The 17,018-nt window shown below is 51.9% G+C and carries 14 protein-coding genes; 11 read left to right on the top strand and 3 right to left on the bottom strand.

The window, feature by feature from the left end; all coding sequences use genetic code 11:
* Positions 1-24 precede the first annotated feature (24 nt).
* Positions 25-765 (bottom strand): DUF2461 family protein, encoded by a 741-nt coding sequence (locus H6A25_RS01795; protein WP_204750306.1) that lies wholly within the window; start codon positions 763-765, stop codon positions 25-27.
* 230 nt (positions 766-995) lie between these two features.
* On the opposite strand from H6A25_RS01795, the gene H6A25_RS01790 reads away from it, so the two are divergent.
* Entirely contained in the window at positions 996-2,855 is a 1,860-nt protein-coding gene (locus H6A25_RS01790; RefSeq protein WP_204750305.1) for an LTA synthase family protein, read from the top strand.
* 38 nt (positions 2,856-2,893) lie between these two features.
* A complete protein-coding gene (locus H6A25_RS01785; protein ID WP_204750304.1) occupies positions 2,894-3,424 on the top strand; it encodes a GNAT family N-acetyltransferase in 531 nt (176 codons plus the stop codon).
* Positions 3,425-3,500: 76 nt separating this feature from the next.
* Here the strand turns inward: H6A25_RS01785 and H6A25_RS01780 are convergent, their stop codons facing one another.
* Positions 3,501-7,016 carry an S-layer homology domain-containing protein gene (locus H6A25_RS01780; RefSeq protein ID WP_204750303.1) on the bottom strand — a complete coding sequence of 1,172 codons (3,516 nt, stop codon included), beginning with the start codon at positions 7,014-7,016 and terminating at the stop codon, positions 3,501-3,503.
* Between the two features lie 772 nt (positions 7,017-7,788).
* Between H6A25_RS01780 and H6A25_RS01775 the strand changes: the two genes are divergently transcribed.
* From H6A25_RS01775 to H6A25_RS01745, 7 genes are all read left to right on the top strand, one after another.
* Positions 7,789-8,001 (top strand): FeoA family protein, encoded by a 213-nt coding sequence (locus H6A25_RS01775; RefSeq protein WP_204750302.1) that lies wholly within the window; start codon positions 7,789-7,791, stop codon positions 7,999-8,001.
* 126 nt (positions 8,002-8,127) lie between these two features.
* The gene (feoB, locus tag H6A25_RS01770) at positions 8,128-10,131 is read left to right on the top strand and encodes a ferrous iron transporter B (protein WP_204750301.1); all 2,004 of its coding nucleotides are present in this window, start codon (positions 8,128-8,130) and stop codon (positions 10,129-10,131) included.
* Positions 10,131-10,301: a FeoB-associated Cys-rich membrane protein gene (locus H6A25_RS01765; RefSeq protein ID WP_204750300.1), complete on the top strand. Its 171-nt coding sequence runs from the start codon at positions 10,131-10,133 to the stop codon at positions 10,299-10,301. Before feoB ends, H6A25_RS01765 begins: the two co-directional genes overlap by 1 nt.
* 273 nt (positions 10,302-10,574) lie before the next feature.
* The gene (locus tag H6A25_RS01760; RefSeq protein WP_204750299.1) at positions 10,575-10,931 is read left to right on the top strand and encodes a metal-dependent transcriptional regulator; all 357 of its coding nucleotides are present in this window, start codon (positions 10,575-10,577) and stop codon (positions 10,929-10,931) included.
* Between the two features lie 45 nt (positions 10,932-10,976).
* Positions 10,977-11,888 (top strand): helix-turn-helix transcriptional regulator, encoded by a 912-nt coding sequence (locus H6A25_RS01755; RefSeq protein WP_204750298.1) that lies wholly within the window; start codon positions 10,977-10,979, stop codon positions 11,886-11,888.
* A gap of 186 nt (positions 11,889-12,074) precedes the next feature.
* A complete protein-coding gene (locus H6A25_RS01750) occupies positions 12,075-12,347 on the top strand; it encodes a DUF6110 family protein (RefSeq protein ID WP_204750297.1) in 273 nt (90 codons plus the stop codon).
* A 53-nt stretch (positions 12,348-12,400) separates the two neighbouring features.
* Positions 12,401-14,527, top strand: coding sequence for a heavy metal translocating P-type ATPase (locus tag H6A25_RS01745; protein ID WP_204750296.1), 2,127 nt, complete (start codon positions 12,401-12,403; stop codon positions 14,525-14,527).
* Positions 14,528-14,721: 194 nt separating this feature from the next.
* On the opposite strand, the gene H6A25_RS01740 is transcribed toward H6A25_RS01745, so the two are convergent.
* Entirely contained in the window at positions 14,722-16,122 is a 1,401-nt protein-coding gene (locus H6A25_RS01740; RefSeq protein WP_204750295.1) for an S-layer homology domain-containing protein, read from the bottom strand.
* A gap of 160 nt (positions 16,123-16,282) precedes the next feature.
* Between H6A25_RS01740 and H6A25_RS01735 the strand changes: the two genes are divergently transcribed.
* Together H6A25_RS01735 and def are read left to right on the top strand one after the other, a co-directional pair.
* A complete protein-coding gene (locus tag H6A25_RS01735) occupies positions 16,283-16,546 on the top strand; it encodes a helix-turn-helix transcriptional regulator (RefSeq protein ID WP_204750294.1) in 264 nt (87 codons plus the stop codon).
* Entirely contained in the window at positions 16,521-16,979 is a 459-nt protein-coding gene (gene def / locus H6A25_RS01730; RefSeq protein ID WP_204750293.1) for a peptide deformylase, read from the top strand. Before H6A25_RS01735 ends, def begins: the two co-directional genes overlap by 26 nt.
* The last annotated feature ends 39 nt before the right edge of the window (positions 16,980-17,018 follow it).

Raw genomic sequence — 17,018 nt, 5'->3', positions numbered from 1 at the left:
CAATCCCGTCCTTTCCGTCTTTTGTTACCAATCAAATTGCTGCCGGGGGGCTTTGGGCAAAGGAGTGTCCTCCTGCTGGGTCTGCTCAAAAGAGAGGGTCTGCACTTTGCGGAAAAAGTCATACACCGGCTGAAGTTTCCGGAAATCCTCTTCCAGTTTCTGAGCCAGCCGGGGCGAAAAGAGGATCTCTCCCTCCTCCGGCGAGCAGGAGTGGGTCACCGCCACATTTTTCTGATCCAGCCACAGTTTTTCCCGCCCCTGGGCATGGGGAAACTTGCTCCTCTTGTACCGGTCCCCCTCCAACAGGAAGTAGCCGTCTTTCCCCAGGGCTTTGTCCGCCTTCTCAAAATCCGGGTCCTGACGCAAAATCAGCCCCCGCAAAGTGTCCATATCCCGTGGACTGGCCCGGTAATAACCGCAGCCCCAGCGGACAAAGCGGGGGGAAAACTCAAAATAAAAAGCTGGCGGCCCCTGATAGAGCTTCTTTTCCCGCAGGAAAACGCACCAGCACACATCCCGAAAAGTGGATTTATCCTTTGTAAAGCGGGTGTCCCGATAGATCCGGGAGATGGAACGGCCCACTTTGGGCTCGGCGATCAGACTGTCGTCCAGCTTCCAGACCCCGGGCTGCAATTCCAGAACCAGCTGACGCATCGGCAAAAGCACCAACCGGTCGTAGTCCTTCCGATGTTCCCGGAACCATTCCTTGCTGTCCCGCAGTTTGTTTTCCATCAAAAAATCCAGCGCTTCCCTGGAAAAAGCCACTGTTTTTCCTCCTTCGACAACATACTGTGACTTTCATTTTCCCCCTTTCGCTGGAATTTGTCAAGAAAAAGGCACAGTCAATGCAGTTCCTTCTTGCCTTTTTTCACAAAACTTTCTATAATCTTCATAGAATGTTCAGAATTTCGTTGGGGATTTGTCCTTGCATTCCCCCTTCCCAAGCTGTATTATCTATATTAGTACAGTCTTTCTCCCGGAAAGGAGTGTCGGGTATGAAACTGCGCAGGAAACTGACCCATCTGGCCACCCGGAATATGCGCCGGATCTGCTTCTATCTGTTTCCCCTTTTTTTGAATCTGGTGCTCTATTGCAACCTGACTCCCTCCCCATCGCTGGCCCCGCGCACACCCCGCTTTTCCTTTGATCTGCCGGGGGTGCTCCGGTTTTTGCTGGCGCTGCTGCTGATTTTCATTGTCTATGTGTTTCTCACCATCCTGACCCGCAGGTCATGGTTGGCGGCTTTGGTGCTGGCTGCGCCTCTTTATGTGATCTCCATGGTGGACTACTATAAATATTACGCCCTGGGCACCCGCATCTCCATGGACGATATCATCATGGTGTTCAGCCTGCATGACCTTTGGACTCCCCAAGGAGCTGCGGGAAACGGCCTGTTTTTCAGTCCCCTGCTGCTTGTCACTTTTCCTCTTCTCTGCCTGTATATCCATTTTCTCCGGGTACTGCGGGTGGAAGATGCGGTGCATTTTCACGGCCGCCGGGTCATCTGCGGCGCTCTGGCCATGTGGTGCCTGCTCACCTTTTCCACCAACAGTCTGGCCTATCAGATCTTTGATCCCCAGCTGCAGGCTTACAGCGTGGTGCCCTCTTCCCGCACCAATGCGCCTCGCCTCACCTCCATCGACTGTCTGATCGGCTCGGTCTATTACGATGAATTTACCGACGAGCGGGCCACGGAAAAGAATGTGCAGCGTCTGCTCTCCGCCTATGAACCCCAGGCCGGCACCGGTGTACGCCCTGACATTCTGGTGGTGATGAGCGAATCTTACTTTGATCTGCGCCGGGTGAAGAACCTGAAGGTGGATGACTCCCTTTATGAAAACTTCCGGCGGATGCAGTCCCAGGGATGCTACGGCCGGGTGGTGGTGCCCGCCTTTGGCGGCGGTACAGCCTCTTCGGAATTTGAGGTGCTCAGCGGCACTTCCAACACCTCCTTGCAAGGCACCCGCTCCCCTTATGGCGGCATTTCTTCCTGGGATACCCTCCCTTCTTTCCGGGATTATTTTGGAAATGAGGGCTATGACTGCACCTATGTGCACCCCTTCAAAGGCTCCTTTTACAACCGGGAAAATGCCTTTGCCGCCATGGGCTTTGACCATATGCTCTTTCAGGAAGATCTGACGGTGCCGGCAGAAGAATATTCCCGGGATATCCACATCAGCGATGCCACCCTCACCCAACAGCTCATCGCCCTTCTGGAGGAAGAGCAGGAAGACCCCCAGTTTATCTGGGCCACCTCCATGCAGAACCATTCTCCCTATGTGACCATGGAAGAAAGCGATCCCTGGCTCATTGATGCGCCTGAGGGTGTGCTCAGTGAAGGGGAGCTGGATGGGCTGCGGGCCTATGCTGTGGGCATCCGGGATACCGACCAGGCCCTGGGCCAGCTTCTGGACTACATCGACAGCCGTGAAAAGCCCACCGCCCTTTTGTTCTTCGGTGATCACCAGCCTTTGCTGGAAGGATACAAAAAGCTCAACGGCATCGAAACCGACACGCTGTATGAGGACCTTTCCAATCTGACCACCGACTATGCCATCTATACCAATTACCGGGCTCCCCTCACCTCCATCGACGGCAGCGACTCCCGGCGCACCGACCGGCCTTTCAGCGCCTGCTATCTGATGGATGTGTATCTCACAGCCCTGGGTATGCCCAAGGATTGTTATCTTTCCTTCCTGGACGATGCCTTCCGTCATCTGCCGGTATACTCTCTGCACATCACAGAGGAAGTGGGAGAGAAAAAAGAAGTGCAGCGCTGCCGGGATGCCCTGGATATTCTCTCCTATGACAGAGCCATGGGCCAGCACTATTCTTCCTTATATAATAATAAATAACAGAAAGGCTCCCTTGTCCGGGAGACGGGTTTTCTTCTATGGATATTTTATATGCTTCTCCCCGTTTGGAATTTTCCCTGTGGGATCAGCAGGATCCCCAGCTGGCCCACACCCTGTGGGGCAATCCTCAGGTCACCCAGTTTATCACGGCCGATGGAATTATGACCCCGGAACAGATCGACGAGCGCCTGAAAAAGGAAATCCAGCAATACCAGCGCTGCGGGCTTCAGTATCACCCGGTATTCCTCCGGGAAGGCGGAGCCTTTATCGGCGTGTGCGGCCTGCGCCCCTATGGTATAGGGGCCGATATCTTTGAGCTGGGTGTCCACCTGCTTCCCGATTACTGGCATGCAGGTTATGCCCAGGAAGCGGCCCGCCGCACCATCGACCGGGCTTTTTCCCTTCTGGGCTGCCAGGCGGTGTTTGCCGGGCACAATCCCAAAAACACCGCTTCCCGTGCGCTGCTCCTCCGGCTGGGATTTGTGTATGACCACGACGAATTTTATTCTCCCACCGGCCTGTATCATCCCTCCTATTTCCTGTGGCGCTCGGCCTATCAGGGAAAATGATCCGATTTTTTCCCATGAAAAAACAAAAGCAAAAGGACGCTTCCATCGGGAAGCGTCCTTTTTTTATAACCTGTATTTACTTTGCGATATTCTCACAGAAGTTCATCAGGATCTGTGCCACTTCGGCACGGGTAGCTGTACCATTGGGATTGAGCTGGCCATTGTAGCCCTGGAGCAGACCATTGCCCACGGCCCACTTCATGGCAGTCTCTGCCCATTCCGAGGTGTTGGCTCCATCAGTGAATGCAGACAGATCGCTCTGGACACTGGTGTCAATTCCCTTGTACACAGCATAGTTGTACAGAATCTGTGCCATCTGCTCACGGGTGATGTTCTTCTCCGGTCCGAATGTGCCGTCCTCATATCCCTTCACGATCCCATTGCCGCTGGCCCAGGCCACCGGATTTGCATAATAGGCATCGCTGGCCACATCAGGGAACAGAGTGGCGCTGTATGTGTGATCTTCCTCCAGCCGATAGAGGATGGTCACCAGCATGCCACGGGTCAGGTTGAAAGACGGAGCAAACAGGGTTTCTTCCATGCCGTTCATCATCCCATTGTCATAGGCGTATTTCACAGCATCATAATACCAGTCTTCGCTGTTCACATCGGTGAAAGGCAGGGAGTCGCTCTCCGCCTCGTCGGCCTTGAAGGTGGCTTTGACTGTGACTTTGGAACCAGGCATTGTGAAGCTATACTGGCTGTCGCTGACCTTGGTCAATGCAACCTCATTGCCGCTGGCATCGGTGGCCGTCAGGGTATCCAGCACATAGCCCTCATTGGGCTCAACGGTAATAGTTACCGCATTGCCCTTGGCTGCGCTCTGGGTAGACGCTGTCACCGTTCCGTTTTCAGCCTTTTCCACAGTGATGGAATAGCTGGTAGCAGTGTTGCCGCCAGTGGAAGGTGTATAGAACTGAGCCACAGCTTTGATGTTGCCGTTGGAGCCATCTCCATATGCCGTGCTCAGAGCTGTCAACAGATCATCAGTGAGGGTTTTGTAAGTTCCATTAATACCCTCGAAGCTCCAACCGCTGAACACCTGTCCAGCCGAAATGGCAGTGGGCAGATCCTGGTTTACATCGGCGGGAGTCAGGGTCAGAATATCATCGCCGAATTTCACCTTAGCGGTACGGGTATCCCTTTTGATTTCAAAAGTGGAGAAACCTTTGTCGTTCAGGAAAGTCAGGGTCGTGCCATCCACTTTAGCTGTGTGATAGCCCACCAACTGATTGTCTTTCATATGCTTGACATACAGATTCTCCGTGGGGAACCCGACGGGCAGAGTGATGCTGATGGTCATAGTCTGAATGTTGGTCAACTTCTGCTCCGAGCCGGCCAGCGCTACGGCGTTAGCACCGGTATTGTCTTCAGCCTCGGGGTCATATACCTGGATGCTCTCCGCATCAGCAGCAGTGGTGGCCACCACACGATACATGGGGACGATCTCCAGGATCATCGTGCCGGCAGAGGCATCATAACCGGTGGGTTTGATGTCCAGATAGGTCTGAGCATAGACCGTCACAGGCTTGTTACCCACATTTACGCCGCTGCCTTCCGCTTTGATAGCTTCCACAGCTTTTTCTTTCTGCTGCTCGGTCACTTCGCCGATGACCTGGTTGGCCGCAGCGGCCAGCTCACCGCTGGCAGTAACGCTTTCTGCAGCCTTCTGAACCTCCTCTTTGTCTCCTTCATTGATCAGGGACATATCCACTTTCGGCTCACCCACAGCAGGTTCTACTTCAGTCTGAACCGCATTGCCTACCATAAAGGCATAACCAGCCGTGTCGCTGGGCAGAGCAGCTTTGTTCTCTGCCACATAGGCGCTGGGATCGCTGGTAAAGTATCCGCCGGAGATGGAAATAGTCCTCCGGTAATTTTCATCGTCAAACAGCATCAGCACAGCATCAGCCTGATCGCTGACAAAAGTGCCGCCCTCCACACGGACAGATGTATCCCAACCATAATTTCCTTCCAGATAGAGGGCAGCGCCAGTGAGATTGACGCCGCTTCCCTGGGGCTCATCGGGTATATGTTTTGCGCCGGTGCCGTGGAGGGAGGCATTGCCGCGGATCGTTGTAGTGCCGCCTTTGACAGCGACAGCGGTATCACCGGTAATCGTTGTCCCGTCAATCACCAAAGTACTGTTGTCAGAGGGGAAGTAAATTCCCACGCTATCGCCGCCGGCCGTCACAGAGCCTCCTGTCAGACTGACAGAAATCTGGGAATGAGTGCCTTGCGTAACAATGCCATAGGTATTGTTGGGGACAGAAAGATCCACATTTTCCAAGGTAAGGCTTGTACGATCTCCATTGAGGAAAGCGCCATCGGTCATCTCACTGACCAGCTTGCCATTTTTCACAGTCAGAGAAGCTCCGGCGTTGGACAGATCAATGGCTCCATCGATATACAAAGCATTGGTCACCGTATAGGTATATCCATTCAGATCCACTACATAGTTCTTATCCTTTGGAACTGTCAGATTGGCCATACCGCTATAGTCATTGAGCAGCACTGCTGTATTGTTTACATCTGCCTCTGCTGCTTCTGCGTATCCGCCATAAATATAACTGTTTCCGTCGCTGGCAGTGGCTTTGAAGCCGCCGTTCCCAATCATGGCGGCAGCACTTTCACTGTACGCCATCTGGGCCCGGGACAATTTTACCAAATCACCGCTTTCGCGATGCAGAACAATATCGCCTTCAATATAAAGCGTAGCAATGCCCTTGCTGGGGCCATACAGATAAACCGGCTGATACTTCGCCGTCACAGTCGATGTATGATCGCTGCTGTTTTTCAGCAAAAAGGTGGAGCCTTCGGCGGGAGCATTCCAAAGATATGCATAAATACCATAACTATATGTATTGGTATAATCATATCCGTTCAGATCCAGAGTCACATTTGCTGCGGTGATTCTCAGCTGTTCATTGATGGTGAAATCTTTTCGCAAAGTCAGTGTTTCTCCATCTTCCAGAAAAGCAGCCGCGGCTTTCACCGATGCATATTTGTCTTCCCCAATGGTAGCAGCCACATCGGCATCATCCGTCAGATCTCCAATTTGGTAATAAATCTTCCCCGTATCTTCGTCAGTATAGGGCTTACTGATTTTTCCGGCCGGCAGCATATCATCAATGGGCTCGCCCAGTTTGCACTGAATAGCCTCCAGATCTCGCAGTGTTCCACAAAGGCTGCTGACCCATCCGCCCTTGATTTCCGTCTGTGCCTGATCGTTATTGGGAAGGTTGACACCATAACTCATACCGCCGTCAATGACAATCTTGCTGTCCTGCTCTGCATTGCCGCAGCCAATTACAAGGCTGGCTGCGTTTTGAGCATCAACCGCCACATAAGTTGTGCTGCGGGTCTTAGCTGTGGAAAGCACAGTGCCTCCAAGAATGGTGATCTGGGAACCAAAAGAATATGTATCAATTCCTGTGGTTCCCTGCAAAGTGCCGCTCTCCAGCCAGAAAACACCAGTGGATCCCATCCAGATGGCACAATCGTAATTGCTGGCTGAAACAATTTTGCCGGTACCATCCTGACTGCTATCCCGAACCACCAGCCTGCCATTTACATTGACACGCATTCCCATTGTCAAAACGCATCCGTTCAAGTCCAAGGTAACATCGGTGTCCTTTGGAAATGCCAAAATATCCGCCGAACCAGTTGCTGCAGAAATAGTAAGATCATCAAGCAACTTGATCTGGGCCTCTGTTCCGGATTCCAAAGCTGCTACCGCAGCTCGAAAAGAAGCGGCATCGCTATATACCACCGTATTTTCACCAATGGTAATTTTCGCAATGTCAGCATCTCCCGCCAATGCCGTCATTGGCAAAAGACTCAGAAGCATAATAACAGCCAATAAAATGCTTCCGATACGCGTTTTTTTCCTCATCTTTTTTCCTCCTATATTCAATTTGTTTTGTATATATCAAATCAAAGCAAAAGACACCCGCAGGCGCATTTTCTTACACCGGCCGATATCCCCCTCTTTGAATGCTGATTTTCCCGGATGTGACAAATAATAAAACCATCTCCTGCCCTTCTCTGCCAAAGGCATACTGCCGCTTCATGATTTGTCACCTCTTTTTGTCATTTTATCACAGCTTTTTTCGCACTTCAAGGCGAAATGCCGCCATTTTTCGAAAAACAGAACGGTTCCCGCCGTATGGGTTCTTTGTCACCGTAAAAATCTCCTGAATATTTTGCAAACCAGGCCAAAATCATCCATTCTTCCCTTGACAAACCCGATGGAGTGAGGTATTATTGGGAGCGTGGTGGTTAGATATTGCTAACCGCTTTTTTCGGAACCTTGGTTGCCCTGCACTAACCAAAGTTTTATGACGGAAGAATAGGTGAAGATTATGACTTTGAAAGATGCTCTGGAAGGAAAAGAGTACGTGATTGAGCAAATCGAAACAGACGACGAAGAACTGAACGCCTTCCTTTTTTCTCTTGGCTGCTATGCGGGAGAACCCATTACTGTGGTCTCTCATTTGAAGGGCGGCTGCATCGTTTCCATTAAAGACGGACGGTATAATATCGATTATCAGCTGGCGGAAGCGATTGTGATTTGATGTACCCTGTACCCCTGCCGATGCCAAAGTGCTCGCTTACCACACACATCGGTTAGCATTAAGCAACTTCAGTGTGTTGTAATACTGTTTGTGTATGAGAGACTAACAGAAAGAGGAGGAATAACCATGCGCATTGCCTTAACCGGCAACCCGAACTCCGGCAAGACCACCATGTACAACGCCCTCACCGGGCGGAATGAGAAGGTGGGCAACTGGGCCGGTGTGACGGTGGAAAAGAAAGAACATCCCATTAAAAAATCCTATTACAGCGGAACAGAGGAACTGATCGCAGTGGATCTGCCCGGTGCCTATTCCATGTCTCCCTTTACCTCGGAGGAAAGCATCACCAGTTCCTATGTACGCAACGAGCACCCCGATGCTATTATCAACATCGTGGATGCCACCAACCTGAGCCGCAGCCTGTTTTTCACCACGCAGCTGCTGGAACTTGGTATTCCTGTGGTGGTCGCCCTGAATAAGAGCGATATCAATGCCAAAAAGCAGACCACCATTGACACAACGGCCCTCTCTGCTAAGCTGGGCTGCCCGGTTCTGGAAACTGTATCTACCGCCGCCGAAGGATTGAAAGCAGTGGTAGAAGCTGCAGCGGCTCTCAACGGCAAGGGTCAGAAAGCTCCGTACAGCCAGGGCAATATCGACCTGACCGATAAGAAGGTCGTGGAAGAAGCAGACCGCAAGCGTTTCGCTTTTGTCAACCAGCTGGTCTCTCAAGTGGAAAAGCGGAAAGTACTTACCAGAGAGAAAGGACCCGGAGACGCCATCGATGCTGTCCTTACCAACAAATTTGCCGGTATTCCCATCTTTGCCGTGGTCATGTTCCTGGTGTTCCAGATCTCTCAGGTCTGGGTAGGTCCGTTTATTGCAGACACCCTGGTGGCCTGGATCGAGACCTTCCAGGGCTATGTGGCAGACAGCCTGGCCGATGCCAACCCGCTGCTGACTGCTCTTTTAGCTGACGGTATCATCGGCGGCGTAGGCGCTGTGGTGGGCTTCCTTCCCTTGGTGATGATCATGTACTTTCTCATCGCCCTGCTGGAGGACTGCGGCTACATGTCCCGTGTATCGGTGGTGCTGGATCCCATTTTCAAAAAGGTGGGGCTCTCCGGCAAGTCGGTGATCCCCTTCGTCATCGGCACGGGCTGCGCCATCCCCGGCGTCATGGCCAGCCGCACCATCCGCAACGAGCGCGAGCGCCGGGCCACCGCAATGCTGACCCCCTTCATGCCCTGCGGCGCTAAAATTCCTGTAATCGCCCTGTTTGCCGGCGCTTTCTTTGACGATGCCGGCTGGGTGAGCTTCACCATGTACTTCACCGGTATCGTCCTCATTTTCCTGGGCGCCCTGCTGGTCAACAAAATCGCCGGTTACAAAAACCGGAAGTCCTTCTTTATTATTGAACTGCCTGAGTACAAGGTGCCCTCTCTCTGGTTTGCCTTCAAGGCCATGTGTGCCAGAGGCTGGGCCTACATCGTGAAGGCTGCCACCATCATCCTGCTGTGCAACACCGCCGTGCAGATCATGCAGACCTTCAACTGGAGCTTTGCCGTGGCGGAGACCGCCGACAGCTCCATCCTGGCCTCCATCGCCCACCCCTTTGCCTACCTGCTGGTGCCCATCGTGGGCGTCCTCAGCTGGCAGCTGGCTGCCGCTGCCGTCACCGGCTTCATCGCTAAGGAGAATGTGGTAGGCACCCTGGCTGTGTGCTTTGCGGGCCTGGAGAATTTCATCGATACCGACGAGCTGGCCATGCTCGAGGGTTCCGGCGCCGAAGTAGCCGGCATCATCGCCATCACTAAGGTTGCCGCTCTGGCCTACCTGATGTTCAACCTGTACACGCCCCCCTGCTTTGCCGCCATCGGCGCCATGAACTCCGAGATGAAGAGTGCCAAATGGCTCTGGGCCGGTATTGGCCTGCAGATGGGCACCGGCTACACTGTCGGCTTCCTGGTCTATCAAATTGGTACTCTGATTACCACAGGCGCGCTTGGTGCAGGCTTTGTCCCCGGTCTGATCGCTGTGATCGTTTTTGTTGCGATCCTCACTTATCTTTGCCTGAAAGCCGATAAAAATCTGAAGAGTGAATACACACTTGGTGGAGTGAAAGCCTGATGATCGACTACATCGTCATTGCCATTCTTGTGGTGATCGTTGCAGCGGCCGCCTTCTATGTCTACAAAGCAAAGAAGAGCGGAAAAAAATGCATCGGATGCCCAGACGGCTGCTCTTGCAGTTCTAAAAAAGGCAACGCACATTGTAGTTGCGGCAAGCACCATTCATAGAATCCATGTCTTGGATCGCGGCTTTTCCCTTGGGAAAGCCGCGATCCTTTTTCAATATTGAACAGCTGTTATTGTCTGCATTTAAACCAACCTATGAGAATCTGTGAACTCGGAAAGCGGACATCCCCGCCGATAACCATCTGATATGCGATTTCCGTATCAAAAGTGCGGAATCGCCAACCCCAATTCGGAGCACTTATCCCCATTGGCCGACCTTTTGTGCTCTATTTCCGTTTCCCCATCAAATGCAAAAAGAAGGATGGTAATTGCTCTATGAAATCAAAACGGACCACAGAAGATTATGTAAAGACGATCTATACGCTCTCACGCAACGGAGAAGTCCGCCGCTGCCAGCTGGCCGAATGCTTATCTGTTTCCCGCCCCACAGTTTCCATTTCCATCAAGGCGCTGTCAGAGGCCGGTCTTGTTTATACAGATGACACAAACGGCATTCATTTGACGGAAAGCGGACTGAATATTGCCAAAACAGTAGAAGAACGGCATCGGGTCCTGTGCGATCTTTTAGTACGCCTTGGAGTGGATGAAACAATCGCTTCCAGGGACGCATGCAGGATGGAACATGTACTGGGTGAGGAAAGTTTTCTGGCGCTAAAGTCCCTGACACAATGAGCGATACACATCGGTATATATCTGCATAAAAAACAGGTGTTAGATATGTTTATTGAATATCTGCGGAGCAATCCTCCCCCATACACCCAATGGATCAATATCATGCCCGGTGTATGTGCCTGTCAGTTTCAATTGACGGAATTATCAAAAAAGAGAGCATTGACACTTCAGAAAAACGAGTCTTCCGGTTCCTTCGAGGTTCTCTTTTGTCTGGGCGGCCAAATCACTGCCCTGTTGTCATCCGGGGAATCACAGAAAATTGAAAAGCATCATATTCTTATCCTCTCGGATGCATCAGAGCTGCTCTCCTTGAAAATCAGCGAGGATCTGCATGGGATCCTGGTGGCGGTTGACCTTCCGGCCTTTCAAAAAAATCCCCCTTCTCTCCTTCCAGACTCAGGGCTAAGGATCGATCTATGCCGCCTGAAATCAAATTTCGCACTGCAGCATGGTTCTATTGCTCTTTGCAATCGCTGTTGGAGTCAGGCAGTATTTGATCTGCGGGGATATTTGCCGGATGATATATTCTGCCGATACTGCGTTTTCAAAGCCCTGGAATTGCTTTACCTTCTTTCTTCAAGATGTTTTCGCATGAAAGATTTGACAACAGGGCCTGAGAATCTTCAAAGCCCTCAAACCATTTTATATGCACGCTCATACCTGGAAACACATTTGGCCGAAAAGATTACAATTGCAGATTTAAGCCGCATGCTTTCCGTCTCCCCCACCCACCTGAAAACTGAGTTCCGACGCATATATGGCATATCTGTTCATCGCTGTCTGATCGATTTACGCATGCGAAAAGCCGGCGAGTTGATACTCTGTACAAACCAGCCTTTATACAAGATCGCTCAGGATGTTGGCTATGAGGGGATGAGCCAGTTCAGTGTCGTGTTTAAGAAATATTATGGGACAACCCCCGGACAATTCAAAAAAATGTCGAAAACCGGAATATAGTGTCCATTTGAATAATGACAGCAAAAAACAGCATCGCTATAATTATAAAATACGCAACTGTGTCCCGAATCAAAAGGAGTGATTGCAATGAAACAGCATCGTTTCTGGGCCTGGGGTGCAGTGATTTGCATGGTCATGGTCATGGTCACAGGCTACAGAAAGAAATAAGGGAAAGGAAGTATCACAATGAATGTCTACACAAAACTGGCCTGCTTTATGGGCGGTGCCTTATTTGGCTCCTTCGGCATCAAATTACTGTCCGGAAAAGATGCAAAGAAGGCGTATGTCCATGTTGCGGCCGCTGGTCTGCGTATGAAGGACTCGGTCATGGAAGCTGTAACTACGGTTCAGGAAAATGCCGCAGATGTACTGGCCTCCGCCAAGGATTTGAATGAATCCCGCGCGGCCAAGGAAGCAGAGGAAGATGCCGCTTCCATTCTGGACTGCGAAGAAATCTGATATCCGCAGAGGGAGCCGCTTGCGGCTCCTTTTTTTTCTCAAAGGAGGAGCTTATGAACGCAACGATTGTACATGAAAGCCGCGGCCGCATCCGGCTCAGGCTTCGTCAAAAGCAAATGAGTCTTGCTCAGGCCGATCTTTTGGAAGCGTGGCTCCAGAGAAAGCCCTGGATCCGGAAGGTCACTGTTCATGAACGCACCTGCTGTGTCATTCTCCATTATGATGGCACACGCCAAGCCGTATTGGATGAAATCCGGCACTTTTCCTGGCAGGAGGCAGAGCAGACCACTGCATTGCCTGCATACAACAGCCGAGCACTCAACCGAGAATTTGAAGAGAGACTGGTAGGGAAGGTTCTCTGCAAAGCCGCCTGCACACTCTTTCTCCCATCCCCCCTTCGGATTGCCCGTGTCCTTTGGCATATGATTCCTTTTGTGTGGCGGGGGTTGCACTGCCTGCTGCATCGCCGCATCAAGGTAGAGCTGCTGGACGCCCTGTCCATCTCCATCTCCGCTTGCCGGAAGGATTTCGGAACCGCCGGGATGGTGATGTTCCTGCTGGAAGTGGGCGAGCTGTTGGAGGAATGGACCCGAAAAAAATCTGTGGCCGATCTGGCTCAGTGTATGTCGCTAAATGTAGATCGGGTCTGGCTGCGCACTTCCCAGGGTGAAGTACTGGTTCCTGTGTCCCAGATTCAACCGGGAGATGCCGTGGTTGTGCGCGCTGGCGGTATCATCCCTGTGGATGGTCTGGTACTGGAAGGTGAAGTCACCGTCAATCAGGCCTCCCTCACCGGGGAATCCATTCCCATCCCCAAGCGTCCCGGCGGCGCAGTGTATGCCGGAACCGTGGTGGAGGAAGGTGAATGCCTTCTGGAGGTCAAACAAGCCTCCGGCCAGAGCCGCTATGACCAGATCGTCCACATGATCGAACAATCGGAGCAGATGAAATCGGCGGCCGAAAGCAAGGCTGCTCATCTGGCCGACAAACTGGTTCCCTATACCTTTGCAGGAAGCCTGCTGGGCTTTGCTCTCACCCGCAATGTCACCAGAGCCCTTTCGGTGCTGATGGTGGACTTCTCCTGTGCACTGAAACTGGCCATGCCCTTGGCTGTCCTGTCCGCTATGCGCGAGGCAGGCCGTTCCCATATCACGGTTAAGGGCGGTAAGTTCCTGGAGGCGGTAGCTGCCGCCGACACCATCGTATTTGACAAGACCGGTACTCTGACCCATGCTTGTCCCCGAGTGGCGCAGGTGATCCCCTTCGGCGGCAAGGAGGAGCAGGAGATGCTGCGACTGGCCGCCTGTCTGGAAGAGCATTTTCCCCACTCCATGGCCAATGCCGTGGTGGAAGAGGCCAGACGCCGCGGCCTGACCCATGAGGAATATCACTCCAAAGTAGAATACCTGGTCGCCCACGGCATTGCCAGCACTGTCAATGGGGAGCGGGTGCTCATCGGAAGCTTCCACTTTGTATTTGAGGATGAGCACTGCCAGGTTCCGGAAGGCGATCAGGAACGCTTTGATGCACTCTCGCCGGAATATTCCCACCTGTATCTGGCAGTCGGTGGACAGCTGGCGGCCGTGATCTGTATTTCCGACCCGCTGCGTGAGGAGGCAAAAGAAGTGCTCGCCACACTCCGTGGGCTGGGAGTTTCCAACACAGTCATGCTCACTGGAGACAGCCATCGGACCGCTGCAGCCATTGCCGCCCAGGTGGAGGTGGACGATTTCCGTTCAGAGGTGCTTCCCGCAGACAAGGCCGACTATGTGGCCCGGCTCCGTCAAGAGGGGCATACCGTCCTGATGGTAGGCGATGGCATCAACGACTCCCCGGCCTTGTCTGAAGCGGATGCCGGCATCGCCATCAGCGATGGCGCCGCTATCGCCCGGGAAATTGCGGACATCACCATTGCTGCCGACAGCCTTTGGGAACTGGTGGAGCTGCGTCGGATCGCCATGGCGCTCATGGACCGCATCCATTCCAATTACCGCTTTGTCATTGGCTTTAACGGAGCCCTGATCGCTCTGGGCATGGCCGGGATCCTTACCCCCGCCATCTCCGCCACACTGCATAATACATCTACTCTTGGCGTTAGCCTGCGGAGCATGAGCAGACTGACACACAAATCAGATCTTTCACCGCACACTAATTTGCAAAACAGTAAAATCCCCCATTAAATCTATGAAAGTGCGTACTTTTTACAGGGATATATCCGGCTGACTCTCCAACAATATCAATACAGTGAAGAATATACTCCTGTATCTGTTTCTTATGGCCTGCGGGTTGCCGTTGTTCTGAAGCGGCAACAGCATGATAAAACATCGGCGCCTTTGCAGTCGCAAAAGGCGCCGATGTTTTAGTTTATTGAAAATTATTTGGCTGCATTCTCACAGAAGCGCATCAGAACGGTGGCTACCTGAGCACGGGTTGCCGTGCCCTTGGGATTCAGCGTGGTGTCCGTCACACCGGTGATAAGGCCTTCGCTGTTGGCCCAGGCCATAGCATCCTTTGCGTAAGCGCTGATACAATCGGCATCGGTGTAGCCGCTCAGGTCCCCGGACTCGGTTACATCATATCCCTTGTAAACAGCATTGCGGTACAGAATCGTCGCCAACTGCTCTCGGGTGATGGAATCCTCCGGTCGGAAGGTGCCGTCGTCATAGCCGGTAACAATGCCGTTGCCGCTGGCCCAGGCCGTGGCGTTGGTATAATAAGCATCGACGGGCACATCCGGGAACAAGGCGGCGCTATAGGTAGGATCGGTCTCCAGGCGATAAAGAATAGTTACGATCATGCCACGGGTCAGTTCCGCCTGAGGTGCAAACCTTGTTTCGGCGACACCGTTCATCATGCCCTTGCCGCAGATATAGGCAATGGCTTCATAATACCATGCATCGGCCGGAACATCTGCAAATGGAAGGTCGCTCATCGCTTCCCCTGGTGTCTCTTCCGGCCGGGAAGCCATCTGGCCGACGGTTTCCGATACTATGCCGCCGGCAGATGGAGTCTGACCGCCGCTGTCAGGCTGTTCCGGTTCACCGCCCGACTCTCCGGGCTTCTCTTCTTCCTCCGCTGCCATCACTTCCAGCCGTGCCGGATCACTTTCGGCAGCAGCGTAATTGCCGTGGGCTTCCACAAAAGCCTTGACATAATAGATACCAGGTTCTTCAGGTACGCCGGAGAGTTCTGTGCGGCATCCAGCATCCTGATAATACCGGTAAACGACAGATCCCTCATAGACATCACTGCCCACCAAGGTGACTTGAGCCTTATCCACAATCACTGGCTTTCCTGTATAGGAAACGGTTTGATCCGCCAGGTGAATCACCGGCACTGCCGGCAAAATCTTTATTCGGGCGGGGGCGCTCTCCGCCGCCGTCAGACCGTCGCTGGCCTCCGTGAAACCTTTGACATAATAGGTGCCCACCGCTGTTGGCGCACTGGAAAGCTCCATGCGGCAGTCAGCATCCTGATAATAGACATAAGTGACATCCAGCTCCAGGGCCGTACCGTCAGGCCGGGTCACTTTGGCTTCTGGTGCGCTCAGCGGCATTGCCGTATAGGTTTGCTCACAATCCTTCAGAGTCACCACCGGCGTCAGAGACTCCTCCTCTTCCCCGGCTTCCAGGATCAGGGAAACAGTGGCACGGGTATCTGGCGAGCGGTTGCACAAAACCGTCAGTTTCCACTCCCCTGCCTGGGCTGTGGAAGGCACTGTGACGGTGCCGCTTCCCCGTGCACCGTTCAGATACCAGAAAACAATTTCATCCATGACACAGCCATAAGGGTATGATATAGGGAAACGATATCTGAAACATGGTATCGTTTCCTGTTTTTATAGATATTTGTGTAGCAGAAAACGGATGTAAGGTTGACATTACAAGAAAAACATATATAATTATTGTAATATTAACCTTACTTTTGGAGGAACTATGAAAAACAGAATAAAAGAATTGCGGGAACAGCGAGGGCTGACGCAAGAGCAATTAGGAGAACTGGTTGGAGCTTCAAGGCAGGCGATAAATGCCATAGAAACAGAAAAATTCGAACCATCTATCTGGCTTGCATATGATATTTCTAAAGTGTTTGAGTGTGCCATTGAGGATGTGTTTTTATTTGATGTAAGTCCTAGAAAATCAAGAGCTGACAGTAGCAGGCAGGAGGTAAAAAGTGGCAAAAAGATTTCTTCGCTATGACAGCGACCCTATATTGAGAAAAAAATGTAAAGCCGTCCTAAAAGTTGATGATAAAATCAGGCAGCTCTTAGATGATATGCTTGATACATTACATGAAACAGAAAATGGAGCTGCACTGGCAGCAAATCAGGTTGGTGTTTTGAAACGGTTGGTTGTCATTGATTTTAACGACACACGATTAAAACTTGTAAATCCGCAAATGATAAGCCAAAGCGGTGTGCAGGAATGTGTTGAGGGATGCCTTAGTTTCCCGAACCGTTTTGTAAAAACGATCCGTCCGCAAAAGGTCACGATTCAGGCACTCAATGAATATGGAGAGGAAATTATAGTTGACGGAGAAGATGAAATGGCAAAATGCTTCTGCCATGAGCTGGAACATCTGGACGGTATGATTTTTTTAGATAAAGCGATTGAAGAACTTTCTGCTTTGTAGTACAAATTGATAGATGCCGTTTCGGAAAAGAAAAAGGGG

Source organism: Intestinimonas butyriciproducens (assembly GCF_016901775.1).
In the GTDB taxonomy this organism is placed as follows: domain Bacteria; phylum Bacillota; class Clostridia; order Oscillospirales; family Butyricicoccaceae; genus Pseudobutyricicoccus.
Note: the sequence above shows the minus strand (reverse complement) of the source record. Positions and strands in the feature narration are given on the sequence as shown.

Excerpts from the sequence above, each read along its gene's own strand:
- H6A25_RS01760 (WP_204750299.1), top strand. The coding sequence starts at position 10,575 with ATGAAATCAAAACGGACCACAGAAGATTATGTAAAGACGATCTATACG.
- H6A25_RS01790 (WP_204750305.1), top strand. The coding sequence starts at position 996 with ATGAAACTGCGCAGGAAACTGACCCATCTGGCCACCCGGAATATGCGC.
- H6A25_RS01735 (WP_204750294.1), top strand. The coding sequence starts at position 16,283 with ATGAAAAACAGAATAAAAGAATTGCGGGAACAGCGAGGGCTGACGCAA.
- H6A25_RS01755 (WP_204750298.1), top strand. The coding sequence starts at position 10,977 with ATGTTTATTGAATATCTGCGGAGCAATCCTCCCCCATACACCCAATGG.
- feoB (WP_204750301.1), top strand. The coding sequence starts at position 8,128 with ATGCGCATTGCCTTAACCGGCAACCCGAACTCCGGCAAGACCACCATG.
- H6A25_RS01775 (WP_204750302.1), top strand. The coding sequence starts at position 7,789 with ATGACTTTGAAAGATGCTCTGGAAGGAAAAGAGTACGTGATTGAGCAA.
- H6A25_RS01740 (WP_204750295.1), bottom strand. The coding sequence starts at position 16,122 with ATGGATGAAATTGTTTTCTGGTATCTGAACGGTGCACGGGGAAGCGGC.
- H6A25_RS01745 (WP_204750296.1), top strand. The coding sequence starts at position 12,401 with ATGAACGCAACGATTGTACATGAAAGCCGCGGCCGCATCCGGCTCAGG.
- H6A25_RS01765 (WP_204750300.1), top strand. The coding sequence starts at position 10,131 with ATGATCGACTACATCGTCATTGCCATTCTTGTGGTGATCGTTGCAGCG.
- H6A25_RS01785 (WP_204750304.1), top strand. The coding sequence starts at position 2,894 with ATGGATATTTTATATGCTTCTCCCCGTTTGGAATTTTCCCTGTGGGAT.
- H6A25_RS01750 (WP_204750297.1), top strand. The coding sequence starts at position 12,075 with ATGAATGTCTACACAAAACTGGCCTGCTTTATGGGCGGTGCCTTATTT.
- H6A25_RS01780 (WP_204750303.1), bottom strand. The coding sequence starts at position 7,016 with ATGGGAATGCGTGTCAATGTAAATGGCAGGCTGGTGGTTCGGGATAGC.